Origin of the sequence: Bradyrhizobium sp. 31Argb, assembly GCF_043638955.1 — a bacterium.
Taxonomy (GTDB): domain Bacteria; phylum Pseudomonadota; class Alphaproteobacteria; order Rhizobiales; family Xanthobacteraceae; genus Bradyrhizobium.
In genome coordinates this window covers 1-21,534 of the sequence record NZ_JBEGDB010000029.1, presented here as the reverse complement: position 1 = coordinate 21,534, position 21,534 = coordinate 1, and the positions used below count along the sequence as shown (strand labels likewise).

The 21,534-nt window shown below is 63.6% G+C and carries 23 protein-coding genes and 1 pseudogene; 15 read left to right on the top strand and 9 right to left on the bottom strand.

Translation table 11 applies throughout. The features are described from left to right. The first annotated feature begins 458 nt into the window (after nucleotides 1–458). Nucleotides 459–1,193: a transglutaminase-like cysteine peptidase gene (locus tag AAFX91_RS08365; protein WP_394566141.1), complete on the top strand. Its 735-nt coding sequence runs from the start codon at nucleotides 459–461 to the stop codon at nucleotides 1,191–1,193. Nucleotides 1,194–1,303: 110 nt separating this feature from the next. Here AAFX91_RS08365 and AAFX91_RS08360 read toward each other — a convergent pair whose 3' ends face one another. The 6 genes from AAFX91_RS08360 to AAFX91_RS08335 all read right to left on the bottom strand — a co-directional run bounded on the left by AAFX91_RS08360 (nucleotide 1,304) and on the right by AAFX91_RS08335 (nucleotide 8,268). After that, nucleotides 1,304–2,503 (bottom strand): ABC transporter substrate-binding protein, encoded by a 1,200-nt coding sequence (locus tag AAFX91_RS08360; protein WP_394566140.1) that lies wholly within the window; start codon nucleotides 2,501–2,503, stop codon nucleotides 1,304–1,306. Between the two features lie 256 nt (nucleotides 2,504–2,759). Continuing rightward, on the bottom strand, nucleotides 2,760–4,598 hold the full coding sequence (locus AAFX91_RS08355; RefSeq protein WP_394566139.1) for an AMP-dependent synthetase/ligase: 1,839 nt from the start codon (nucleotides 4,596–4,598) through the stop codon (nucleotides 2,760–2,762). Between the two features lie 89 nt (nucleotides 4,599–4,687). After that, complete coding sequence (locus tag AAFX91_RS08350) at nucleotides 4,688–5,476, bottom strand: ABC transporter ATP-binding protein (protein WP_394566138.1); 789 nt, start codon at nucleotides 5,474–5,476, stop codon at nucleotides 4,688–4,690. 4 nt (nucleotides 5,477–5,480) lie between these two features. Beyond that, a complete protein-coding gene (locus tag AAFX91_RS08345) occupies nucleotides 5,481–6,239 on the bottom strand; it encodes an ABC transporter ATP-binding protein (RefSeq protein ID WP_130578291.1) in 759 nt (252 codons plus the stop codon). Beyond that, nucleotides 6,236–7,387, bottom strand: a complete 1,152-nt coding sequence (locus AAFX91_RS08340; RefSeq protein ID WP_394566137.1) for a branched-chain amino acid ABC transporter permease — start codon at nucleotides 7,385–7,387, stop codon at nucleotides 6,236–6,238. The genes AAFX91_RS08345 and AAFX91_RS08340 overlap by 4 nt, the downstream gene beginning before the upstream one ends. Nucleotides 7,388–7,392: 5 nt before the next feature. Further along, on the bottom strand, nucleotides 7,393–8,268 hold the full coding sequence (locus AAFX91_RS08335) for a branched-chain amino acid ABC transporter permease (protein ID WP_394566136.1): 876 nt from the start codon (nucleotides 8,266–8,268) through the stop codon (nucleotides 7,393–7,395). Between the two features lie 293 nt (nucleotides 8,269–8,561). Between AAFX91_RS08335 and AAFX91_RS08330 the strand changes: the two genes are divergently transcribed. From AAFX91_RS08330 to AAFX91_RS08320, 3 genes and pseudogenes are all read left to right on the top strand, one after another. Next, on the top strand, nucleotides 8,562–9,314 hold the full coding sequence (locus AAFX91_RS08330) for an ABC transporter ATP-binding protein (RefSeq protein ID WP_394566135.1): 753 nt from the start codon (nucleotides 8,562–8,564) through the stop codon (nucleotides 9,312–9,314). Then, a pseudogene (locus tag AAFX91_RS08325) lies at nucleotides 9,311–10,833 on the top strand (permease). The gene AAFX91_RS08330 and the pseudogene AAFX91_RS08325 overlap by 4 nt, the downstream one beginning before the upstream one ends. 171 nt (nucleotides 10,834–11,004) lie before the next feature. Further along, nucleotides 11,005–11,817 carry an MBL fold metallo-hydrolase gene (locus AAFX91_RS08320; protein ID WP_394566134.1) on the top strand — a complete coding sequence of 271 codons (813 nt, stop codon included), beginning with the start codon at nucleotides 11,005–11,007 and terminating at the stop codon, nucleotides 11,815–11,817. Between the two features lie 115 nt (nucleotides 11,818–11,932). Here the strand turns inward: AAFX91_RS08320 and AAFX91_RS08315 are convergent, their stop codons facing one another. Together AAFX91_RS08315 and AAFX91_RS08310 are read right to left on the bottom strand one after the other, a co-directional pair. Then, the gene (locus AAFX91_RS08315; RefSeq protein WP_394566133.1) at nucleotides 11,933–13,189 is read right to left on the bottom strand and encodes an aminopeptidase; all 1,257 of its coding nucleotides are present in this window, start codon (nucleotides 13,187–13,189) and stop codon (nucleotides 11,933–11,935) included. A 574-nt stretch (nucleotides 13,190–13,763) separates the two neighbouring features. Further along, the gene (locus AAFX91_RS08310; protein WP_394566132.1) at nucleotides 13,764–14,075 is read right to left on the bottom strand and encodes a helix-turn-helix transcriptional regulator; all 312 of its coding nucleotides are present in this window, start codon (nucleotides 14,073–14,075) and stop codon (nucleotides 13,764–13,766) included. A 397-nt stretch (nucleotides 14,076–14,472) separates the two neighbouring features. Here AAFX91_RS08310 and AAFX91_RS08305 point away from each other — a divergent pair, with 397 nt between their 5' ends. From AAFX91_RS08305 to AAFX91_RS08255, 11 genes are all read left to right on the top strand, one after another. Further along, nucleotides 14,473–15,843, top strand: coding sequence for an AAA family ATPase (locus tag AAFX91_RS08305; RefSeq protein ID WP_394566131.1), 1,371 nt, complete (start codon nucleotides 14,473–14,475; stop codon nucleotides 15,841–15,843). A gap of 73 nt (nucleotides 15,844–15,916) precedes the next feature. Then, nucleotides 15,917–16,285: a hypothetical protein gene (locus AAFX91_RS08300; protein WP_394566130.1), complete on the top strand. Its 369-nt coding sequence runs from the start codon at nucleotides 15,917–15,919 to the stop codon at nucleotides 16,283–16,285. A gap of 65 nt (nucleotides 16,286–16,350) precedes the next feature. Beyond that, a complete protein-coding gene (locus AAFX91_RS08295; RefSeq protein ID WP_394566129.1) occupies nucleotides 16,351–16,638 on the top strand; it encodes a hypothetical protein in 288 nt (95 codons plus the stop codon). A 146-nt stretch (nucleotides 16,639–16,784) separates the two neighbouring features. Then, on the top strand, nucleotides 16,785–16,934 hold the full coding sequence (locus AAFX91_RS08290) for a hypothetical protein (protein ID WP_394566128.1): 150 nt from the start codon (nucleotides 16,785–16,787) through the stop codon (nucleotides 16,932–16,934). A gap of 60 nt (nucleotides 16,935–16,994) precedes the next feature. Continuing rightward, complete coding sequence (locus tag AAFX91_RS08285) at nucleotides 16,995–18,062, top strand: hypothetical protein (RefSeq protein ID WP_394566127.1); 1,068 nt, start codon at nucleotides 16,995–16,997, stop codon at nucleotides 18,060–18,062. A 12-nt stretch (nucleotides 18,063–18,074) separates the two neighbouring features. Beyond that, nucleotides 18,075–18,602: a hypothetical protein gene (locus tag AAFX91_RS08280; RefSeq protein WP_394566126.1), complete on the top strand. Its 528-nt coding sequence runs from the start codon at nucleotides 18,075–18,077 to the stop codon at nucleotides 18,600–18,602. Then, entirely contained in the window at nucleotides 18,602–18,841 is a 240-nt protein-coding gene (locus AAFX91_RS08275) for a hypothetical protein (RefSeq protein ID WP_394566125.1), read from the top strand. Before AAFX91_RS08280 ends, AAFX91_RS08275 begins: the two co-directional genes overlap by 1 nt. Continuing rightward, a complete protein-coding gene (locus AAFX91_RS08270) occupies nucleotides 18,807–19,121 on the top strand; it encodes a hypothetical protein (RefSeq protein ID WP_394566124.1) in 315 nt (104 codons plus the stop codon). Before AAFX91_RS08275 ends, AAFX91_RS08270 begins: the two co-directional genes overlap by 35 nt. A 172-nt stretch (nucleotides 19,122–19,293) precedes the next feature. Further along, nucleotides 19,294–19,674: a hypothetical protein gene (locus AAFX91_RS08265; protein ID WP_394566123.1), complete on the top strand. Its 381-nt coding sequence runs from the start codon at nucleotides 19,294–19,296 to the stop codon at nucleotides 19,672–19,674. Then, the gene (locus AAFX91_RS08260; protein WP_394566122.1) at nucleotides 19,674–20,003 is read left to right on the top strand and encodes a hypothetical protein; all 330 of its coding nucleotides are present in this window, start codon (nucleotides 19,674–19,676) and stop codon (nucleotides 20,001–20,003) included. The genes AAFX91_RS08265 and AAFX91_RS08260 overlap by 1 nt, the downstream gene beginning before the upstream one ends. 414 nt (nucleotides 20,004–20,417) lie before the next feature. Continuing rightward, complete coding sequence (locus tag AAFX91_RS08255; protein ID WP_394566121.1) at nucleotides 20,418–20,837, top strand: hypothetical protein; 420 nt, start codon at nucleotides 20,418–20,420, stop codon at nucleotides 20,835–20,837. Here the strand turns inward: AAFX91_RS08255 and AAFX91_RS08250 are convergent. Continuing rightward, nucleotides 20,827–21,129: a hypothetical protein gene (locus AAFX91_RS08250; protein ID WP_394566120.1), complete on the bottom strand. Its 303-nt coding sequence runs from the start codon at nucleotides 21,127–21,129 to the stop codon at nucleotides 20,827–20,829. The two genes, AAFX91_RS08255 and AAFX91_RS08250, sit on opposite strands and share 11 nt — an antisense overlap. Nucleotides 21,130–21,534: the final 405 nt, after the last annotated feature.

Here is a 21,534-nt window from a genome sequence, read left to right as displayed (position 1 = left end):
GTGAATTCAATTACTTCTTACGAAGGAAGGATATTTCCGACTGCTGGCCGTCCGCCCAACCGCGCCAACCTACACCGGCGTTCGGGCGCCCAATGTGATGTAGATTACGGATCAAGGGAAAAGCTGCCCCGTTAGTCATATGTTCAGAAAGACCGGCCGCCTGATGCGTCCGACGACTTCCGATGCTGTTGCGCCAGCCCGCCTGCGGACGCGCGCCTATTAAGCCAACATCAAGGATAAGACATCGTTACCCCCGAAAAGGTTCGACCGCGGGGGGTTGGCAAGATCGATAAAATTTTCGACGGTTTGGCGAGACCGGCTTCAGCGTCTTCCGCATTTCTCCCGCCCGTCCGCACCTCCTTAAACAGATCGCAAGCGCTCTCGCACGATCCTCTTCCCACGAAACGATCCGGTCACGCGCTGGCGAACGCCGCCGATATCCGGACAGGGGGTGTCAGATGGGAATGTTCGGTTATGCGGGCGCGCTGCGTGCGCTCATGTTGGCCTTTGCTCTGCTTTGGCTTGCACCGGTGGCACAGGTCAGCGCGGGGACGCTGCTGTCCCCGGGGGGCGCGGTCCTGATCAAGAAATCGATCGAGCCGTTCGGGCGCGTGACAGCCATCCTCTCGGAGGGCGGATTGCGCGACAAATGGCTCGGGCTGCAGCGCCGGCTCGCCGATGATCTGGTGCAGCTTGCGCTGTGCGAGGGCGACCGCGAGGGCTGTGTCTCGCCGGCCGCGCTGAAATTCCTCGCCGTCGTCGACGACGCGAAGGCCAGAGACGGCCGCGCCCGGCTCGGTGAAGTCAACCGCGCCGTCAATCTCGCGATCAGGCCCGCGGATGACCTCGTGCAATATGGCGCGATCGACGTCTGGGCTTCGCCGCTGATGACCTTTGCGAGCGGCGCCGGCGATTGCGAGGACTACGCCATCGCCAAATTCGTCGCGCTGCGGCTGGCCGGCATGGCGCCGGAAGACCTGCGGATCGTCATCATGCGTGACACGCTCCGCGGCGAGGATCATGCGGTGGCCGCAGTCCGGCTCGAGGGACAGTGGCTGACGCTGGACAACCGCCGTATGATGATGGTGGCCGATACCGACGTCAGAAACTACCGGCCGACTTTCGTGGTCGATGAGACCGGCGTCCGGCGCTATGCCGACATGCCGCTGGTGGCCGAAGCGGCGCTGCACTAACCGGCGAACTAAGGGACTCCGTCATTGCGAGGAGCGAAGCGACGAAGCAATCCATCTCTCCGAACGTGGCAGCATGGATTGCTTCGCTTCGCTCGCAATGACGGCGATACTCAGAACGACAGACTATCCTTCGTCAGCACCCAGCGGCCGTTCTTGATCTGCTGCACCTGCGTGATGGTGTTGGCGAGGTGGTCGTTCCTGGAGAACTTGGTCGGCGGCGAATTGAAGATGTCGAGGAACTTTTCGCCCGATTCAAGCGAATCCAGCATCTTCTGGCCGGTCAGATCCTTACCCGCCTTCTGCGCATAGAAGGCGAACGTCATCACCGCGTTGTAGCCGATGATCGCCTGCGTGTTGGCGTCGGTGCCGAACATCTTTTTGTAGTTGGCGAGCCAATCCTTCACCTTGCCCTTGGCGGTGTCCTCATAGGGGATCTCGAAGCCGGACGCCGCATAGAGACCCTCCACCGCTTCCTTGCCGAGCGCCGGCACTTCGAGCACGTTGGTCGGCGTCGCGCCGAGGAAGGTCACGTCCCAGCCGAGCTTCTTCGCCTCGTTCATCGCGCCGATGGTCTCGCGGATCACGGTGCCGAGCACGACAAGGTCGCAGCCGTCGGCCTTCATCTTGGCGACCTGGGCGCTGAAGTCGGAGGCGCCGCGCTTGTAGCTGGTGATCGAGGCCGGCTGCAGCTTCATCGCTGCGAGCTGCTGGGTGAAGCCGTCGAGCACGTTTTTGCCGTACTCGTCATCCTGATGCATGATGCAGGGCTTCTTCGGGTTCTTCTGCTCCACCATGTATTTGAGCGCGGCGCGCGTGCTCTCGACATAAGGCAGCAGGTTGTTGAACTTCAGCCGCTCCTGCGGCTTGCTCGGATCGAACTTGAAGGTGAATTCGGCCGCCGTCAGCGGGAAGAGCTGGAGCACGCCGGCATCGAACAGCACGTCCTGCGCGGCCAAGACGGTCGGCGAGCCCATCGGGCCGATCATCGCGAAGATCTTGTCGCGCTCGACCATCTTCTGCGAGGCCAGCACCGCCTTCTTCGGATCGTAGCCATTGTCCTCAAGGATCATTTTGATCTTGCGGCCGTTGATGCCGCCGCTCGCGTTGATCTCCTCCACCGCCAACTTCATGCCGTTGGAGACCGGCACGCCCCAGACCTTGATGGGGCCGGACAGGTCCTGATGGGTGCCGATGACGATCTCGTTCGCCGAGATGCCTTCATTGGTGACCTTGGTTTGCGCTGACGCCGGCAGGTGGGTCAGCGCCAGCGCGCCCACCGCAAGGCAAAATGCCTTGAACGCTTTCGACATAATGATCCTCCTCTCCATGGCCCATATCGAGCGAAGGACCGGGCCTGTTTGGGCTCCCTCGCCTTTCTCTTGACCTCGCCCCGCTTGCGGGGAGAGGTCGAAATTCAAGCGCAGCTTGAATTTCGGGTGAGGGGGAGCTTCCGCGAGTCCGTTTGTCACCGTGTTCGCGGAGAGAGCCCCTCACCCCAACCCTCTCAGAGCGAGCTCTGCTCATCTCGGTCCCGTAAGAACGGGGAGAGGGAGCAATAAGTCGTCCCTAAGCGACCGCGCGCTCGCTGTACATCGCCTCGATCTCGGCGGCGTAACGCTTGTTCACGAAGCTGCGCTTCAGCTTCATGGTCGGCGTCAATTCCTCGTCCTCGGGCGTGAGCTGGCGCTCGATCAGATAGAATTTCTTGATGGTCTCGACGCGCGCGAAATTGGCATTCACGGCCTCGATCTCGCGGTGGATCAGACCCTGGATCTCCGGCGCACGGCACAGGCTCGCATAATTGGTGAAGGGGATGTCGTGGTCCTGGGCGTATTTCTCGACATTCTCCTGGTCGATCATCACAAGGCAGGTGAGGTACGGCCGCTTGTCGCCGATCACCACCGCGTCCGAAACATAGGGCGAGAATTTGAGCTGATTCTCGATTTCCGAGGGCGTGATGTTCTTGCCGCCGGAGGTGATGATGATGTCCTTCATCCGGTCGGTGATCTTGACGTAGCCCTCGTTGTCGATCGTGCCGACATCGCCGGTATGCAGCCAGCCCCTGGCATCGATGGTCTCGACGGTCTTCTCGGGTTGGTTGAGATAACCCATGAACAGGAATTCGCCGCGGATCAGGATCTCGCCCTTCGGGCAGATCATCACCTCGCCCCAGGGCGCGGCCTTGCCGACCGAGCCGAGCTTGATGCGTTCGGTCGGCATGATGGTGGCGACCCCGCAATTCTCGGTCTGGCCATAGACCTCGCGCATGTCGATTCCGAGCGCGAGATACCAGCGGATCAGATCGGGCGCGATCGGCGCGGCGCCGGTGAGCGCGATCCGGCAACGGTCGAGCCCGAGCATGCGGCGGATGTTGCGGAACACCAGCCAGTAGGCCAGTCGGTTGGCAAAGCGTAGCGACAGCGGCGGTTGCTCGCCCTGCAGCCGATAGTCGGTCATACGATAGCCAATCGCCATCGCGCGGCGGTAGACCCAATTCTGGAACGGGGTCGCATCCTTCAGCGCGATCGTGATGCCGGAGTAGAATTTCTCCCACACCCTGGGCACGGCGAGGAAGGCGGTCGGCTGCACTTCGCGCAGATTGTCCGGCACGGTCTCGGGGCTCTCGGCGAAATTCATCACCGATCCCAGCGCGACCGAGATGTAATAGCCACCGACGCGCTCGGCGACATGGCAGAGCGGCAGGAACACCAGCCGCTCCTCGTGATCGGTCGACGGGTAGAGGTCGTTGGCATGGCGCATCTGATGCGTCACGCTGCGGTTGGCATGCATCGCACCCTTCGGCGGACCTGTGGTGCCGGAGGTATAGACGAGGATCGCGAGATCGCCGCTAGTCCTGCTTCCGATCATCTCGTCCCACAGCGCCTCATTGTCCTGCGCATGATTGCGGCCCAGCGCGGTGAACTCGGCAAGCGACATCACCATGGGATCGGAGAAGCCGCTCAGGCCCTCCATGTCGAAGACCACGATCCGCTCCAGCGTCGGGCAGCGCGAGCGGCAGGCGAGCAGCTTGTCAAGCTGCTCCTCGTCTTCCGCGAAGACCACGCGGGTGCTGGAATCATTGATGAGATACTCGACCTGGACCGGCGAGTCTGTCGGATAGATGCCCGAGGAGACGCCGCCGGCGCAGAGGATGCCCATATCGGCATAGACCCATTCCGGCACCGCGTTCGCGATGATGGAGGCGACATCATCGGGGCGGAAGCCAATGGCATGCAAGCCGTAGGCGATGTCCTTGGAGATCTGCAGCCACTCACGCCAGCTTGTCGGCTGCCAGATGCCGAATTTCTTCTCGCGGATCGCGGGTCTGTCGCCGCGCGTCTCCACCGCCAGCACAAAGCTCCTCGCGATCGTATCGGCGACCGTCAGCACCGCCGGTCCGGCCATGCCCGTTCCCTCCTCTCCTCGCCCGTCGCGATCGCCGGCTTTGCGCCGATCTTTTCGCGACAGGCCTTCAATCTACCGCCAAGTCCCTCTCAACGCCATGTTTTCTTCTTTTTCCAACGTCGCTCCCCCCGCGCACCCGCCTCCTTGGCGCCGAGATAGAACTCCTGGATATCCTTGGAATGCATCAATCGCTCGCAGGTGTCGTTCATCACGATCCGGCCGATCTCCAGCACATAGCCATAATGCGCCGTCTCCAGCGCGACCTTGGCGTTCTGTTCGACCAGGAGGATCGACATGCCCTGTTCTTCATTGACCCGGCGGATGATGGTGAAGATCTCCTTCACCAAGATCGGCGACAGCCCAAGCGATGGTTCGTCCAAAAGAAGCAGCGTCGGCCGGTTCATCAGCGCCCGCCCGATCGCGAGCATCTGCTGCTCGCCGCCGGAAAGCTGGCCGGCCGGCTGGTCGATCCGCTCCTTCAGCCGCGGGAAATAGCCGTAGACGCGCTCCAGATCCTCGGCGGCGCCGTCGCGGTCCTTTCGCGGATAGGCGCCCATCATCAGGTTCTCGCGCACCGACAGGAACGGAAACACCTCCCGCCCTTCCGGCACGTGGCTCAAGCCCAGCCGCACGATCTTGTCGGCTTCCATGCGCTGGATCGGTTTGCCGAGGAATTCGATCGAGCCCTTCTGCGGATCGAGGATGCCGGAAATCGTCTTCAGCACGGTGGTTTTGCCGGCGCCGTTGGCGCCCAACAGCGTGACGATCCTGCCGCGCGGTACTTCCAGGCTGATGCCTCTGATGGCCATGATCGGCCCGTAATAGCTCTCGATATTGCTGAGCTTCAGGATGGTCTCGGGCACGACGGTGGCGATCATGGCCTCAGGCTCCGAGATAGGCCGCGACGACGTCGGGATGCTGCTGCACTTCCGCAGGCGAGCCCATCGCAAGCACCCTGCCGTAGTTCAGCGCGATGACGCGGTCGGAGACGCGGTTCACCAAGGTCATGTCGTGCTCGACCATCAAAACGGTGATGCCGAGCTCGGATTTCATGTCGCGGATCCAGAACGACATGTCATCGGTTTCCTCCACATTCAGCCCCGACGATGGCTCGTCCAGCAGGATCAGCTTCGGCTCCGAGCACAGCGCGCGGGCCAGCTCGATCACCTTGCGCACGCCGTAAGGAAGCCCCGAGATCAGCTTGTCGCGATAGGGTTCGAGATCGAGGAACTCGATCACCTGTTCGACGCGGCGGCGATGCACTTTCTCGGCCGCTCGAACGCTCGGCAGGAACAATAGTTCTTGCCAGAGCTGCGTAGTGGAGTGGCGATGACGGCCGACCAACAGATTGGAAAGCACCGTCGCATTCTCGAACAATTCGATGTTCTGGAAGGTGCGGGCAATGCCGAGCTTGGCGATGTCATAGGCTGGCTGCTCGGTGATGTCCTGATCCTCGAAGAAGATCTTTCCCGAAGTCGTTGGGTAGATGCGCGAGATCAGGTTGAAGATCGAGCTTTTTCCTGCGCCGTTCGGCCCGATGATCGAGAGGATCTCGCCCTTCTCGACCGCGAAGCTGACGGCATCGACCGCCTTGAGGCCGCCGAAGTGAAGCGAAAGATTCTCGGCGCGGAAATAGCTCATCGGTTCCGCTCCGATTTCACATAGATCTTCTGCCGCTTGAAGGTGGCGCGCTTGTAGAGCGGGAACAGCTGGAAGAAGAGCTTTATCTTGAGCCAGCGGCCGTAAAGGCCGAGCGGCTCGAACAGCACGAACAGCACGATGATGATGCCGTAGATCGCGCCCTTCAGGCCGTTGGCGGAGGCAAAGGCCGCGACCGCGTCCTGGATATGCGCCGCGCGCACCTGGCCGGCGCCAAGCGTCGCGGCGAGGCCCGCGATCACGCCGGGCATATCGTCTTTCAAATAGGTCAGGAACGGATCGATCATCACCAGGAAGATCGCCCCCAGCACCGCGCCGTGCAGGCTGAAGGTGCCGCCGATCAGGATCACGATGATGAACTCGATCGAGAGCTGGAGCGTGAACATCTCCGGGCTGATGAAGGAGAGTTTGTGCGCGAACAGCACGCCGGCAAAGCCGGTGATGGCGGCGCTGATCGCAAACGACTTCACCTTGTAGAGCGAAACGTTGATGCCCATGCTGCGGGCAGCTGTCTCGCTGTCGCGGATCGCGACGAAGGCGCGGCCGGTCGGCGAGCGCAGCAGGTTGAGCGAGCCGACGATGGTCAGCACCAGCACGGCCAGGCAGAGATAGTAGAAGGTCGGCCCGTCGCGGGGCACCGCGGCGCCGAGGAAATAGAGCGTCTTGACCCGCATGCCCTCATTGCCATGGGTCACGCTCTCCCAGCGCGCCAGGATTTCCTCGACGATGAAGGCAAAGGAGATGGTGGCGATGACGAGATAAATGCCCTGCAGCCGGAGTGCCGGGAATCCGACGAGCGCGCCGACCACGCCGGTCAACAGCCCCGCGGCCAGGAAATAGACCGGAAAGGGCACGTTGAACTGCTGCAGATAGGCGGCGGTGTAGGCGCCGATCGCAAGAAACGCCGCATGCCCCAGCGAGGCCTGCCCGGTGAAGCCGGTGAGGATCAACAGCCCGACGCCCACCGTCGCATAGATGCAGACGAAGACGACCTGGCTCATCAGATAGCTCGACAGCACGTAGGGCGCGATCAGGAGCAACGCCAGCAACAGGCCATAGGAGAAGATGTAACCCGAATGCGGGAATAGCTTGATGTCGTCTTCGTAGTCGGTCTTGAACAGGAACCGCATGCTGCTCAAACCTTCTTGCGCACGTGAAGACCGAACAGGCCTTCGGGCTTCAGCAGCAGCACCGCGAGCAGCACGATGTAGGGCGCGACGTCCTTCCATCCTTGCGGCAGGTAGAAGCCGGCCATACTCTCGATCACCCCAATCAGCACGCCGCCGACGACCGCGCCGGGGATCGATCCGAAGCCGCCGAGGACGGCGGCCGGAAACGCCTTCAATCCCAGCACCAGGCCGACATTGGAATGGATGAACGTGATCGGCGCCAGCAGCACGCCGGCGCAGGTGGCGACCGCCGCCGAGATCGCCCACACGATCGAGACCACGCGCTTGACCGGGATGCCCATGTAATAGGCGGCCAGCATGTTCTCCGAGCTCGCCCGCATCGCGGTGCCGAGCGTGGTGCGGTTGAAGAACAGATAGAGCAGTGCGCACAGGATGATTGTCGCCGCGATCACCGACAGCTTGTCGTAGGCCAGCACCAGGCTGCCGATGCGCAGGACGCCCTGGCTGAACGGCGTCTCGATCTTGAAGTCGTCGGTGCCCCAGATGATGCCGGCGACCGAGCGCAGGAAGTAACCGAGCCCGATGGTCGCCATGATGATGGAGAACTGCGGATAGCCAAGGATCGGCCGCACCACCAGCCGCTCCGCCAGCATGCCGAACAGCGCCATCGCCGCCACCGCGCCGGCAAAGCCGATCCAATAAGTGAGACCGAGTATGCCGATGAAGGTGAAGGCGAAGAAGCCGCCCAGCATCATCAAATCGCCCTGGGCGAAATTGACGACCTCGGTTGCCTTGTAAACGAGCACGAAGCCGAGCGCGATCAGGCCGTAGACGCAGCCAAGCGCAATGCCGCTCACGAGCTGCTGAACAAAGTCCAGCATCGTTTTCCCTCCCCGATGCACGGCAATTCTTAATGATTGCTCGTTGCATCCCGCTTCCGCCCTCCTCTTTTCGGGAGCGCTGGAAGCTGCATGTGTCCGGTGACGATTTGAGCGCAAAGCGGGAAGCGCTGTCAACAAAGCGCTGCGCCCGCCGCCTGGCATAATAGCGCAGAAATGCCGCAGCCCGTAGTTCTCCGGCATTGCCGGCGATTTGCGGCCTCCGATTCACCGCGCCGAAACGCTTCTTGGCCCATGGTCCGCAACCAGACATCAACCTGGACCGTCCCCACATCATGCCATCCGATCCGCCAGCACTCGGAGTGCGAGGGTTAACCAAGCGTTTCGACCGGCCGGCGGTCGACGCGCTCGATCTGACCGTGCGGGCCGGCGAACTCTACGCGCTGCTCGGGCCGAACGGCGCCGGCAAGACCACGACGCTGCGGATGGTCGCCGGCCTGCTCAAGCCCGATGCCGGCTCGGTCTCGATCTTCGGCATCGACGCCCTGTCCGATCCGATCGCCGCCAAGCAGATCATGGCCTGGGTCTCGGATGAACCGATGATTTACGACAAGCTCACCCCCCTCGAATATCTCGAATTCGTCGCCGGCCTCTGGGGCATCGATCCCCGCCTTTCCGAACGCTCAGCCCAGAACCTCCTGGTCTCGCTCGGGCTCGAGCCGCATCTGCACGAGCGCTGCGAGGGGTTTTCCAAAGGCATGCGCCAGAAGGTGGCGCTCGCGGGTGCACTGGTCCACGATCCGCGCCTGATCATCCTCGACGAGCCGTTGACTGGCCTCGATGCGCTTTCCGCCCGCCACGTCAAGGGGCTGTTGCAAGAGCGCGTGCGCGCCGGCTCGACCGTGATCATGACCACGCACATCCTTGAAGTCGCCGAACGCATGGCCGACCGCATCGGCGTCATCGCGAAGGGCAGGCTCGTGGCCGAAGGCACGCTCGCAGAACTGCGCCAGCGCAATGGCCGCAACGACACCAGCCTCGAAGACGCCTTCATCGCCCTGGTCGAGACCGAGGCGGCCGCCGCATGAGTTCGGCCACCGACCTCACCTGGTTCGCCCGGCACGAGATCCGGCTCGCCTGGCGCGAATGGCTGGCGATGATGACGGGCCGACAGGGCCGGCGCAAACGCGCGGTGATCGGCCTCGTCATTTTCGCCGCCATCCTGCATCTGCCGGCCTATGCGGTGGTCGGCCGTTTTGCCAACCTGACGCTGCCGCTCGACAAGTCGGCGCTGATCGTGCTCTCGTCGACGATCTTCCTCGCCTGGGCGCTCATCCTCTCGCAGGCGGTCGAATCCGTGACGCGGGTGTTTTACGCCCGCGCCGACCTCGATCTGATCATGTCGTCGCCGGTCAGACTGACAAACATCTTCTCGGTCCGCATCGCCGCCATCGCACTGCAGGTCACGGGCATGGCGCTGTTGTTCTCGACGCCTTTCGTCGACGTGCTGGTGATCGGCGGCGGACCGCGCTGGCTTGCTGCTTTTGGCGTCGTCATCGCGATCGGCCTTTCGGCCGCGGCGGTCGCCACCGCCCTCACGGTGGCGCTGTTCCGCCCGATCGGCCCGCGCCGCACCCGGCTGGTGGCGCAAGTGCTGGCCGCGATCATCGGCGCCGGCTTCGTCATCGCGCTGCAGATCGCCGCGATTCTCTCTTAGGCACCCTGTCCCGCTTCGCCGTACTGACCTCCGATACCGTGGCTGGCTTCGCGCCTGATGCCGGCAGCATGCTGTGGTGGCCGGCCCGCGCCATGCTCGGCGACGGCGAGGCGCTCTCGCTCCTGCTCGCCTTCAGCCTCGCTCTGCTCGGCGTGGTGGTAGCAATCTTCTCGCCGCGCTTTGCCGACACCATCATCAGCATCTCGGCGAACCCGGCGATGGCCAGCCGAACGGCCAAGGTGCGGACATTCCAGCGCGGCTCGCGCCAGCAGGCGCTGCGCTGGAAGGAGTTCGTGCTGCTGCGGCGCGACCCCTGGCTGCTGTCGCAAAGCCTGATGCAATTGCTCTACCTCGCACCGCCGGCGCTGATGCTGTGGCGGAGCTTTTCCGATGGCTCCGCCGGCCTGATGCTGATCACGCCTGTCATCGTGATGGCGGCGGGCCAGCTCGCCGGCGGCCTCGCCTGGCTGACGATATCGGGCGAAGACGCCGCCGACCTGATCGCGACCGCGCCGCTTTCGCCGTCCCAGGTGATCCGCGCCAAGATCGAAGTCGTGCTGTTGTCGATCGCGCTCGTGGTCGCGCCGTTCGTCATCGCGCTGGCGTTCGCCTCGGCGCTCCAGGCTGTCGTCACAGTGCTCGGCGTGACCATCGCCACGATCTCGGCGGCCGCGATCCAGCTCTGGTTCCGCGTGCAGGCCAAGCGCAGCCAGTTCCGCCGCCGCCAAACCTCCTCGCGCGTCGCCACCTTCGCGGAAGCCTTCTGCTCGATCGGCTGGGCGGCCACATCGGCGCTCGCGCTGGCAATGCCGATCGCGGCCGTCATCACCGGCGCCATGACACTGATGGTGCTCGCCACGACCTGGAAGATCAGCCCGCGGCAGGAGTGATCTACTGACGTCATTGCGAGCGAAGCGAAGCAATCCGTCGCGTCGCGCGTGGAGGCATGGATTGCTTCGCTCCGCTCGCAATGACGGACATAGGCTGCGCCGGCAAGCCCGATGACGGCTGCGGAATTCGGCGATAGAGTGGCGCGACGTCACCGCCGACGGACCCTGCCCATGTTGCGATCGATCCTCGCCGCCTTTGCCCTGCTCGGCTTCCTCAGCATCGCGGCCCATGGGCAGGATGCCCAGCGCAGCGAATGCCTGGCGATGGCCAATGCGCCGCCGCGCGCCACGCCCGTCAGCCTGCGCCGCGTCGCCAAGGCCGACGAGGTCGCGATCACCTATGCCGGGCACTCCACCTATTACATCGACACCCCCGGCGGCATCCGGATCGCGACCGATTACAATGGCGCTTACCGCACCGGCCGCCTGCCTGATGTCGTCACCATGAACCGGGCGCATAGCACGCATTACACGCTGTTTCCCGACCCGAAGGTCCCGCATGTGCTGCAAGGCTGGGGCGAGAACGGACAGCCTGCCCATTACGCGACGCGGATCGGCGACGTCTTCATCCGCAATGTCACCACCGACATCCGCCGCACCTATGGCGACGATTCCGGTGGCGACATGATCAAGGACGGCAACTCGATCTTCATCTTCGAGGTCGCGGGCCTCTGCATCGGCCATCTCGGCCATTTGCATCACAAGCTCGACGAAAGCCATTTCGCCGCGATCGGCCGGCTCGACATCGTGATGGTGCCGATCGACGGCACCTACACCATGTCGCTTGCCGGCGTCTCCGAAATCACCAAGCGATTGCGCGCCGCCGTGGTCTTGCCGATGCACCGCTTCGCCACCCCGCTCGACGAGTTCATGCGCCTGATCGGCCAGCAGTTCGAGATCGACCAGCGCAGCGAGCGGACGCTGAGGATTTCGCGCGACACGCTGCCATCGACGCCGACGGTGATCATCCTCGATGGGGTGTAGTCGGAGTTTCGGGTGAGGGGGAGCCTCCGCGAAGATCGCTGTCATTGTGTTTGCGGAGAGAGCCCCTCACCCCGACCCTCTCCCCGCAAAGGGCGGGGAGAGGGAGGATACTCGCTTACGCCCACTCGCCCTTGCGGAAGACTGGCACGCGGCTGCCGTCGGTCCTGACGCCGTCGATATCGGTCTGGCCGGAGCCGATCATCCAGTCGATATGGATCAGGCTCTGGTTGCCGCCTTGGGCTGCGATCTGCTGCGGCGTCAGCTTGTCGCCGTCGATGAAGCATTTCGAATAGCACTGGCCGAGCGCGATATGGGAGGCGGCGTTCTCGTCGAACAGCGTGTTGAAGAACAGCAATCCGCTCTTGGAGATCGGTGAGGAGTGCGGCACGAGGGCGACCTCGCCGAGGCGGCGCGCGCCCTCGTCGGTATCGAGCACCTTCTTCAACACTTCCTCGCCGCACGAGGCCTTGGCCTCGACGATCCGACCTTCCTCGAACTTGACCTGGATATTGTCGATCAAGGTGCCCTGATAGGACAGCGGCTTCGAGCTCACGACGTGACCGTTGACGCGGCGGCAATGCGGGGTGGTGAAAACCTCTTCCGTCGGGATGTTGGCGTTGCAGGTGACGCCGTTCTTGGCAGTCGAGGCGCCGCCTTCCCATTCATGGCCGTCGGCGAGCCCGATCGTAAGATCTGTGCCGGGACCGGTGTAATGCAGCGCGTGGAAACGCTGGCCGTTGAGCCATTGGGTCCGCTCACGCAATACCGCGTTATGCTTCTCCCAGGCGGCGACCGCACCGTCCTGGTCGACGCGGGACGCCGCAAAGATCGCATCCGCCAGCTTTGCCACCGCGGTCTCCAGGGGATCGTCAGGAAAAACCCGCTTGGCCCAGGAGGCGCTGGGATAGGCGATAATGTTCCAGTTGACCTCGAAATTGACGATCTTCTCCAGCGCCGGCTGATAGGCGACCGAATTGGCCTTGCTGGCGCGCGCGACCTTGGTCGGATCCTCGCCCGACAGCAGCATCGGGTTATCGCCAACCACCGCCAGCCGCGCGGTGTTGGCCGAGAATGCCTTTGCCATGCCCTCGTAGAGCCAGTTCGCCGCGCGATCGAAGCCTTCATGATGGCCATAGCGATAACGCGCCAGCGTGACCTCTTCGTCGGAGAGGATCGGCGTGACCAGGCCGGCGCCGGCCTTGTAGGCATGAACCGCGAGCCGCCGCACCAGCGGCAGCGCCGACGACGGCGCGGTCAGGAGCAGGTCCTGTCCCGGCTGCAATCCGAGCCCGACCTTGATGGCGACTTCGGCGAGACGGTCGAGCTTTTCGGGATCGATTGCGGCGGAAAGGTTGCGTTGGGATGCGGTCATGCTGGATCCTCGAAATCGGTAACTTTAGCAGAGATAGGCGATCGGCGCGGGCCCTTCAACGTTTCACCGGGGACAGCACCGGTCCACCATTTCGGATGCAAGCCCGGGACGTGGGGAAGGTTGGGATTCAAATTTCAAACAGCGGAGGGGATGTGAGTCCGCATTCTCGCGGCACGGAGTGCCCGAGATTTGCATGATTGTTACCCTCCTCGATAACAGAGGGCGCAGGGAAAGCCGGGTGCTGGTTGCACCCGTGGGTCCCGTGCAACAAAAAGCACGGGGGTAGGACCACAGGTTCAACCGAAGCGACTCCGGCTTTCCCTGCGCGATGGTGTTACGGCTTATTTCGTGCTCTCCCCGGTGACCGGGCTTTCTTGCCACCGTCGTCTCTCGCGCGAACTTGTTCGCGCAAAAGACTTAGCGCCAGCGTCGGGGCGCCAGGACCACACGACTTGCTGTCCAGCGCTATTTTTTGAGAGGCAAAAATGAACAAAGCCCCTGCGGGACAGGGGCTTCTGGGATTTCCTCGGTGACGGGGCAGCCGGTCTGGCTTGTGGCTAGGCCCCAATAGGCCCTAGCCCGCGCGCTCGCTCTGACTGGCATCCGATGAAACACGCTGGCGCTGCCGGCGGCCTTTGCCCCGGCCACGGTTCGGGTTGAAGTGGTCGTGCTCGGCGAGGGCCTTCTGCCAGCCGACGATCTGGTCTCGCCACCAGCGCTTGGTGTTCGGCGCGATATAGACACCTGCCGGAAACATGCCCGCCTTCTCCATCCGATGAAGCGTGGTTCGCGACATTTTTGTCAGCGCCAGAACCTCCGGCTCGATCATCATCTCGCGAAGCTGATCCTGCGCGCCGACTTCGACTTCGGCTTTGGCTTCGATCATCGCGAGCCTCCCTCGTTCGGCGAGGCCCATGCTCCATCTCATTCGGCATCACCTGAAACAGCATGGGCGAGCAAGGTATAGCGCGCCGATTTGGCTTGCGGAGTGGTGTCCCGATCACATCGCTGGGAACAGATTATCTGCGTGATCGAAGAAGTGCCTGCGGCACAGCCATTTCTTAAATTCACGCAGATTATGTGTGATCGCCTGATCGCAGCTCGGCGCAAAAATTCTTTTTGGCGCGGACGATCGGCGCAGGCATGCTTCGAGTGAAAGAGGAAATGCGAGAGCCGCACCAGAAGGGGCTGGGTGCGGCTCTCAATGACCGACCGGTGAAGTCGGCGCTGTGAAGAGCCCGCCTTGTATCACCGGTCGTGACCTTCGTCGAGGGGAGCCGACCGTGACCGACCTCACCGCCAGCAACTCAGTCAGCGCCCTCGGCCCGTTTGCCGAAGGCTTCGCGAGCTGGCGCAGGATGCTGGCCGCCGTCGATGACCACACAGCTCGCACCAAGATTTTCACGAACGCTGCCGCCGAGGTTGCCAGCTACGTCGCGCACGGCCTCGATCGTGTCATTGCCGCCGACACATTGACGCAGTTGGCGACTGCGCACGGCCTCGACAATGTCGATCAGGTTCAGGCAATTATCGCAAAGGCTTTCGCTATTAAGCCGCGTCGAAAGCCACCATCACCACCGCAGCAGCCGCAGCCGCGCACGTTCGCGCTCAAGGCGTTCAAGGACATCCGGATGTCCACGGCGTCGAGCTGTCTGGTGCGAGGCATCCTCCCGCGCGTCGGGCTGGTCGTCGTGTGGGGACCGCCGAAGTGCGGAAAATCGTTCTGGGTGTTCGATCTCACCATGCACGTCGCGCTCGGCTGGAGCTATCGCGGCCACCGCGTGCTGCAAGGTCCCGTCGTCTATCTCGCGCTGGAAGGCGGCCATGGCTTCGCCAAGCGCGTCGAGGCGTGGCGCAGGTATCACCTCGCCAGCGAAACACCGACTGACGCGCCGTTCTGGCTGCTCGACGTGCCGGTCGATGTCATCGCCGACCGCGATCGGCTGGTCGCAGCGATCAGGGCGCAGCTCGGCGAGAAGATTCCCGCCGTCGTCGTGATCGACACGCTGAACCGGGGACTGAACGGCAGCGAGAACGAGCCGAAGGACATGGCGCGATTCATTCAAGCCGCCGACATCATCCGCGAGGCCTTCGGCTGCGTCGTCATCATCGTGCATCACTGCGGCATCGAAGGCACCCGGCCGCGCGGCCACACCAGTCTCGCCGGCGCCGCCGACGCCCAGATCGCGGTCGCGCGCGACGAGGACGACACCATCAGCGTCACCGTCGAGACCATGAAGGACGACGAACCGAGCGCGCCGATGGCCTGCCGTCTGGAACGGGTCGAGCTGGGCACCGACGACGAGGGCGAGCTGATCACGTCCTGCATCATGGTGGAAACCGACGAGGCGGCAGCCGCCAAGCGGCCGAAGAAGCTCACCGGGATGGAGAAGCTCGCGCTGGATCAGTTGCGGGAATTGAGCGCCGAGTTGGGCGTGCGATCAGCGGCTTCAAATCACATCCCACACAACGTCCGGGTGGTCCCGAAGGAACTTTGGCGGAAATACTTCCACAACAAGCATCCAAGCGACGACGCGGACACGACACGAAAGGCATTTGTCCGGGCCGTCGCCAAGCTGCAAGAGCTTCAACTCATTGGGCTTTGGAATGACGAGGCATGGCTGCCGGACGTGCCGGACAAAGCCGGACATTGAAGGAAATGTCCGGTGAACGGCTCAGGCGGCACACCCGGACGGACAAGGACATCACCCCTTAAGGGATGTCCGTATGTCCGGGTGTCCGTCCGTTTTTGAGTTGGAGAAAGCAAGTGGAGCAGAAAAAGTGGAGCAGAAAGACACCCCGCGATCAACGGAAAGCAAACCCGACAGCATGGTCGCGGTCGCTGCGTCGGCGGAGTTCGTCCTGTTCGACCGGCCATCGGCGGCACGCAATGGATGGCGCTCGCTCAAGCTGGTGCGGGTGAACGCTCGTCCGCACGAAAAGCGTCAGAAGCTGAACTGGTGGCTCGGCTGGAACGGCGAGCGGCTGTCGCGAAGCAGCGACGCCGAGTCGCTCAAGGAAGAACATCCCGCCTTGTACGACTGGGTGATCGGCGCGCTGCAGGAGCACGACAAAGCCGTGAGCACGGCGCGGTGACGAAGCAGGTGAGCAGTGACATCCGCGCCGGGCGGCTCCCGGCAACACAGTGAGAGGACCGACTGATGGATAAGCAAGACCTCAATCGCCGATGGACGCACAATGGCAAGGTCTACGACACCGCCGCGTCTGAGGTTATGGGCACCAAGAAGGGCAACTTCGACAATTGCGAGGATGATGGTAGCGGAGTTTCAATGATTGAGACCCTTTACCGCACCAAGGACGGGGAGGCTTTCGCGCACAACATCTGCGCCCACGATAGCGGCAAGGTCGAACATTCGATGTTCATCTGCACCGATGGCGGCAAGGCGTGGATGGCAACGCTCAAGTACAGCAACACGCACCAGCACTGAAGAGGCCGCCGCCTGACATGCATCGCCGCCCGCCACGCCAGCCGCCGAAGCGCCCGCCATCGGCGGGGGCAGTTCGCGCCCGCCGAAGCCGCAAGCTCCGCAATGCCGGCGTCCGGGTCTACCGGCTGCGGCTCCACGAACGTCGGTTGCTGGCGGCGCTGGTGCTGCGCGCCGAGCAACAGGCGGAACGGCTTGCCGACGACGCGACGCACGAGCAGATCGAAGGCCTCGTCACCGAGCTGGTCGAGGACTTCGTCGCGCGCTGGATCGGCCCCGCGAAAAAACCGTGCGCGTGACGGTCCGGAGGCCCGTCGCGGGCGTAGGCTCCGCCGAAACGACCAGCACGAGCCACGGCCATGAACATCCGACGCCCGCTTGTCCCCGAAGACCTCGACCGAGATGCCCTGCGCGTCGATCGCCGCGCTTGGAGCCGTGCGATCACCGCGCGAGCGCTGTCCTCGCCCCAGCGTAGCGCCGAGAAAATCCTCCGCAGTGCGTGGCCGCACGATGCCCGCGCCGCCACGATCCTGAATTTGAAAGCCGCCGTGTCGCCGACGAGCACGGCAGACTTTCCGCCCGTCGATCTGGTCGGTTCTTTCCGCTCGCTCTCGCCCGGATCAGCTCTGTGGAAATTGCTCGATCATCCGAGCGCGCTGAAGCTCAGTCTCGCTGGGGTTCGCCAGATCAGCGTCCCGCATGTCGCGAACTTCCCACCGCAGCCGGTCTTCGTCGCCGAAAATGCGCCCGGTCCCGTGGTGCAGTGGAGCATGACCAAGTCCATCGTCGGCCCCGCGCGAAAAATTCTGATCTTAAGCACCGTCAGCGAAGAACTGGAAAACGCCTCGCCGCAGTCCGTCAGCGCGGTGATCGGCCGTGTGTTGGCCGACAGCACCGATCGATCCGTTGACACGATTGGTTTCGACGCCAAGGCCGGCGACGCGATCAGGCCACCGGGCCTGCTGCACGGCGTGACGCCGACCGCTGCCGCGGCGGCCGGCGTTGACGCGATGAGCGAAGACTTGGGCGCGTTGGTCGCTGCCATCGGCAGCAACGGCATCGATCCGAGTGACGCCGTGTTCATCGCTGGTCCGCGCGAGGCCATGATCCTGAAGACGAAGACCGGGCCGAACTTCGATCATCAGGTGCTGATGTCGCTCGGCTTGCCCGCAAAGACCGTGGTTGCCGCCGCGCCTGCAGGCCTTGCGAGCGGCGTTCTGGGAGTGCCAGAGATCGACACGTCCAAGGAAACGGTGCTGCATCGCGAGGACACCAGTCCCGGTGAAATCGTGTCGTCGCCGGGCGTCTCCGCCGCGCCGAGCACGAGCGTTTTTCAGAGCTTCCTGATCGCCATCCGCGTCCGCGCCGAATGCGCGTGGGCCGCCGCGCAGGGAAGCGTGCAGATCGTCGAGAACGTCGCGTGGTGAAGGAGTGAGCCGATGAACAGGTACACGCCAGAGCAAGCCGCCGAGAGCATCGCGGAGGCGCGCAGCACGCTTGATCGCGTTGATCAGATGCGCGCTGGTCGGTCGTCGATCAGCGAGGCGATGGAAAGTTTGTACACAAATCCCGGCGCTGTACAAACTTCCGCAGCCGGTTTCGAGGCCCGCTCCGAAGATGCCGGCTTGAAGTGGCGGCGCGAGATGACCGAGCTGGAAGAGCAGCGGGCCGCCGAGCGAGCGCAGGCACAACGCGAGGAGCAGCGCGAGCGAGAAGCGCGGGAGCGGCGGATCAGCGTCTCCAGCCTTGAGCAGCGCATCACTGAGGTGGAGACTGAACTGCTCGACGCGGTCCGCGCCTGTAGCACGCTCGCTGAGGCCTATGAACACGAGCTGGCACGCCGATCAGTGGAAGTCGCCGAGCTGAAGACCGCGCAGGCCCGGCTCGAAAAGAACATCGCCGAGCTGGAGCTTCGGCTGGTCACCTCCGGCAAGGTGCTCGACCTGCCGTCGCGGCTGGTGCAGTGATGACACGCGACGAGGCCGTCCGCGCGCTGGCGAACGACATCAAGGTCGAGGTGAGGCTGATCGAGCTGCGCCGGCTCGCCGATGAGACGAGCACAGCCTTCACCGAGCTACTCGCGCATGGTACGCCGGCCGAAGCGGCGTTGCACTTCTTCGCGTGCGGTCGGTTGCTGCAGCGGCTGAACGAAGAGAGAGAGGAGATCGGCGATGCACTTGAGAAGGCGAGACCGGCACGAACTTGAGAGCTACGACGAATATGATCGCGTCGTGGTCCATCTCGACGACAGGACGCGCGTGATCGAATGCCGCGACGGCGTGCAATGGATCGTGCAGCGCGGCCATTCCGTCAACGGCGCTATGAGGTGGGATGGTGTGTCGTTCTGCCGGACCAAGCAGGCGTTGCTGCGATGCGCCGGAGTGCAACCGGGCGAGAACCCGACCCTCGATGCGCTGCCGGCCCGTTTCCCGGAAGCCAGAGAGGCAGGCACAGCCGAGACGGCCGAGATGGTCGAGGCTGAGTAGGCCGGCGACGGTTCGGCCGGCCCTGTGGGCCTCCGGCTCGGCGCAACGGATGTGGGAGTTCCTTTCAGGGCCGGGGGGCGGGTTAGGAAAAACGGAAGGGGCAGCATGTCCGAGCGCGGCGGCGCTCCAATTTTGGGCCATTTATTGTTTTCGAGGTAAAAGGGAATGCAAAATGACCCGTTTGCAACCCGCTCCTATCGCTATTTACCGGCCCGGAACCGCCCCGGAACCGCCGGCCACCCTCGGCGAGCATGGCCGCAGGCTGTGGCGGGACGTGGTGGCGGAATGGGACCTCTCGAACGTCTCCGATCTCGCCATTCTGGAGCAGGCCGCGCAAGCCTATGACCGCGCCGAGCGGATGCGGCTGCTGATCGCCGATCAGGGCGAGATGATCGCCACCGCGACCGGCTCGACCAAGCCCAATGGCTGCATCGCGCTCGAATTGACGGCGCGGGCGCTGTGCTCGCGTCTGATCGGCAAGCTGCATCTGTCGGACGAGCCGAAGCGCGATCGTCCCGGCCGGCCGCCGAACAACGCTCCGGGGCACTACTGATGGCGACCGCCGCGCGGAGCAGAACGTCATCGCTTCGGATCACCGACGAAATGCTCGATTTGTACGAGGCCGGCCTCCAGCTCGTCGCCGCAGGTCACGACGACGTCGATGACGAGAGCGAGGCGCACGACGAGTTCAAGCGGATCGACAAGGCGCTGTCGTGGAGCCTGCTGCACATCGTCAGCCTGTCGGTCTTCGATCGCTCGGTCGCCGATGACGAGATGCCGTCGTACATGACGGGGCGGCCGGTCGGCGAGGACTGGGTGACAATGCGGCAATGGCGCAAGGCGCTGCAGGCCGCGCTCGACGCACGGCGGTCCAAGGCGTGAGAGGAATCCAACGCGGTCTTGCAGCGCTGCCAAACCAACCTCGTCGGAATCGCGAATCCCCGACTTGCACCATTCGCGCCCAGATCGTCGGCGAAAATGCAAAATCGAAAGTTCCTCTTCGTGTCGGTCGTTTTACTAGCGCGCCGGTGGCGCTTTGTGCGCCGTTTTCTGGCGCGCTTTGGGCCACGTCCCTTTGGATTGTTTTGTGATTTACCCCCAGCACTTTCGCCGCCTGTCGCTGCGACATGCCGCATTCCGCCCAACGCTTGCGAGCCAGCCCCGCCCAGTGCATCAATCCGACCCGGCCGCTACCGAACACCGCCCACCGTGCCAACCCGCATCAGCGGGCTCGGCAAGCGATCTAAACGCTGCACTGAAAATCTGCGTTCGACGTTTTCACGGGAAACCAAAACGATGCCGACTTTCGAAATCGCGTGGACCCGCCGCACCTCGCATCAATGGCGCAAGCACGCCGACGACTGGGTTGTCGAGGCCACGCTCACCGAGCGCGCCATCGTCGGCGACAAGCCGGCGCTGAAGGTCGTCTGCAGGCTCGCGGTGATCGCAGAGGACAAGCTCGACGACATCGCCGAGCGCGATGCGTTCTGGCACCAAGCCCGCGCCCGGCTCGGCCGGCTGCAGCGGCTCGATGGCCGCGACATTGATGACATCGAGATGCAGCTCGCGAAGCGGGTGCCGAGGCCGGCACCGGCAACTTCCGAGCCGTCCGCGCCGGCGACGGTGCGCCCGTCCGCACACCCGATCCGAGGCCCTTGCGCGGACAGGCGCTGCGGGGACGGTGACGAGCTGGACAAGATGAGCTTCAGCCGTTGATGGCGCGGAACGCGGCTTGTCGGCATCTGTTGCCGCAGTATCTGCGCGTCCAATGGCCGGGACCGTCAAGCCGCACCGCGCCCTCGATAATCTTGCGGCACTGCTCGCATCGCGGCGGACGCATCTTCGCTTTGATGGCGTGACGTTCGGCCTTGCGTTTCGCGGCGAGCTTGCGGTTGCGCGCCTGACGCTGGGCGAGCTTGCAGGCCTCACAGGTGACATGCACCAGCGGGTACCAGTTCGTCAGCATCCGCTTGCTGCAGACCTTGCAGCCGCCGAACACCTCTTCCATGGCCCGGTCCTCCCGTAACGCATCATAGCATCTCGCCCGGTACCGAGCGAGATGCCATTAGCCGTTACGGTGAATTTTGGCTCGTTAGACCTTGTTAGACCGGCCGACCCGGCGCATCCCTTGCGCTTTGCAGGTGCGCCGTGTGGCGCACCTGATTTCCGTGCCCGGCGAACCGTGTTGCTGCCGACGCCGAAAGGGCGGTGATTTGCTCAGTCAGGTGACCGCTCGACCTATTTAACGAGCCGGTTTAGGCTTCCTAGGCTTGGATTGGTTTCTTCCCCGCTTGAGCTAGGGGAATCGCATATGGCCTTAGGGGGTATTGCATAGCGGAGCGAATTGGATTCTTCGGGTGTCTCCCGATTCCCGAAGGAGACCAAGATGCGCAATCTCAGGCGCATGTTTCGA

What these genes read in the sequence shown, in the direction of transcription:
- AAFX91_RS08365 (WP_394566141.1), top strand. Translation starts at nt 459, where the DNA reads ATGGGAATGTTCGGTTATGCGGGCGCGCTGCGTGCGCTCATGTTGGCC.
- AAFX91_RS08360 (WP_394566140.1), bottom strand. Translation starts at nt 2,503, where the DNA reads ATGTCGAAAGCGTTCAAGGCATTTTGCCTTGCGGTGGGCGCGCTGGCG.
- AAFX91_RS08355 (WP_394566139.1), bottom strand. Translation starts at nt 4,598, where the DNA reads ATGGCCGGACCGGCGGTGCTGACGGTCGCCGATACGATCGCGAGGAGC.
- AAFX91_RS08350 (WP_394566138.1), bottom strand. Translation starts at nt 5,476, where the DNA reads ATGATCGCCACCGTCGTGCCCGAGACCATCCTGAAGCTCAGCAATATC.
- AAFX91_RS08345 (WP_130578291.1), bottom strand. Translation starts at nt 6,239, where the DNA reads ATGAGCTATTTCCGCGCCGAGAATCTTTCGCTTCACTTCGGCGGCCTC.
- AAFX91_RS08340 (WP_394566137.1), bottom strand. Translation starts at nt 7,387, where the DNA reads ATGCGGTTCCTGTTCAAGACCGACTACGAAGACGACATCAAGCTATTC.
- AAFX91_RS08335 (WP_394566136.1), bottom strand. Translation starts at nt 8,268, where the DNA reads ATGCTGGACTTTGTTCAGCAGCTCGTGAGCGGCATTGCGCTTGGCTGC.
- AAFX91_RS08330 (WP_394566135.1), top strand. Translation starts at nt 8,562, where the DNA reads ATGCCATCCGATCCGCCAGCACTCGGAGTGCGAGGGTTAACCAAGCGT.
- AAFX91_RS08320 (WP_394566134.1), top strand. Translation starts at nt 11,005, where the DNA reads ATGTTGCGATCGATCCTCGCCGCCTTTGCCCTGCTCGGCTTCCTCAGC.
- AAFX91_RS08315 (WP_394566133.1), bottom strand. Translation starts at nt 13,189, where the DNA reads ATGACCGCATCCCAACGCAACCTTTCCGCCGCAATCGATCCCGAAAAG.
- AAFX91_RS08310 (WP_394566132.1), bottom strand. Translation starts at nt 14,075, where the DNA reads ATGATCGAAGCCAAAGCCGAAGTCGAAGTCGGCGCGCAGGATCAGCTT.
- AAFX91_RS08300 (WP_394566130.1), top strand. Translation starts at nt 15,917, where the DNA reads ATGTCCGGGTGTCCGTCCGTTTTTGAGTTGGAGAAAGCAAGTGGAGCA.
- AAFX91_RS08295 (WP_394566129.1), top strand. Translation starts at nt 16,351, where the DNA reads ATGGATAAGCAAGACCTCAATCGCCGATGGACGCACAATGGCAAGGTC.
- AAFX91_RS08285 (WP_394566127.1), top strand. Translation starts at nt 16,995, where the DNA reads ATGAACATCCGACGCCCGCTTGTCCCCGAAGACCTCGACCGAGATGCC.
- AAFX91_RS08280 (WP_394566126.1), top strand. Translation starts at nt 18,075, where the DNA reads ATGAACAGGTACACGCCAGAGCAAGCCGCCGAGAGCATCGCGGAGGCG.
- AAFX91_RS08275 (WP_394566125.1), top strand. Translation starts at nt 18,602, where the DNA reads ATGACACGCGACGAGGCCGTCCGCGCGCTGGCGAACGACATCAAGGTC.
- AAFX91_RS08270 (WP_394566124.1), top strand. Translation starts at nt 18,807, where the DNA reads ATGCACTTGAGAAGGCGAGACCGGCACGAACTTGAGAGCTACGACGAA.
- AAFX91_RS08265 (WP_394566123.1), top strand. Translation starts at nt 19,294, where the DNA reads ATGACCCGTTTGCAACCCGCTCCTATCGCTATTTACCGGCCCGGAACC.
- AAFX91_RS08260 (WP_394566122.1), top strand. Translation starts at nt 19,674, where the DNA reads ATGGCGACCGCCGCGCGGAGCAGAACGTCATCGCTTCGGATCACCGAC.
- AAFX91_RS08255 (WP_394566121.1), top strand. Translation starts at nt 20,418, where the DNA reads ATGCCGACTTTCGAAATCGCGTGGACCCGCCGCACCTCGCATCAATGG.
- AAFX91_RS08250 (WP_394566120.1), bottom strand. Translation starts at nt 21,129, where the DNA reads ATGGAAGAGGTGTTCGGCGGCTGCAAGGTCTGCAGCAAGCGGATGCTG.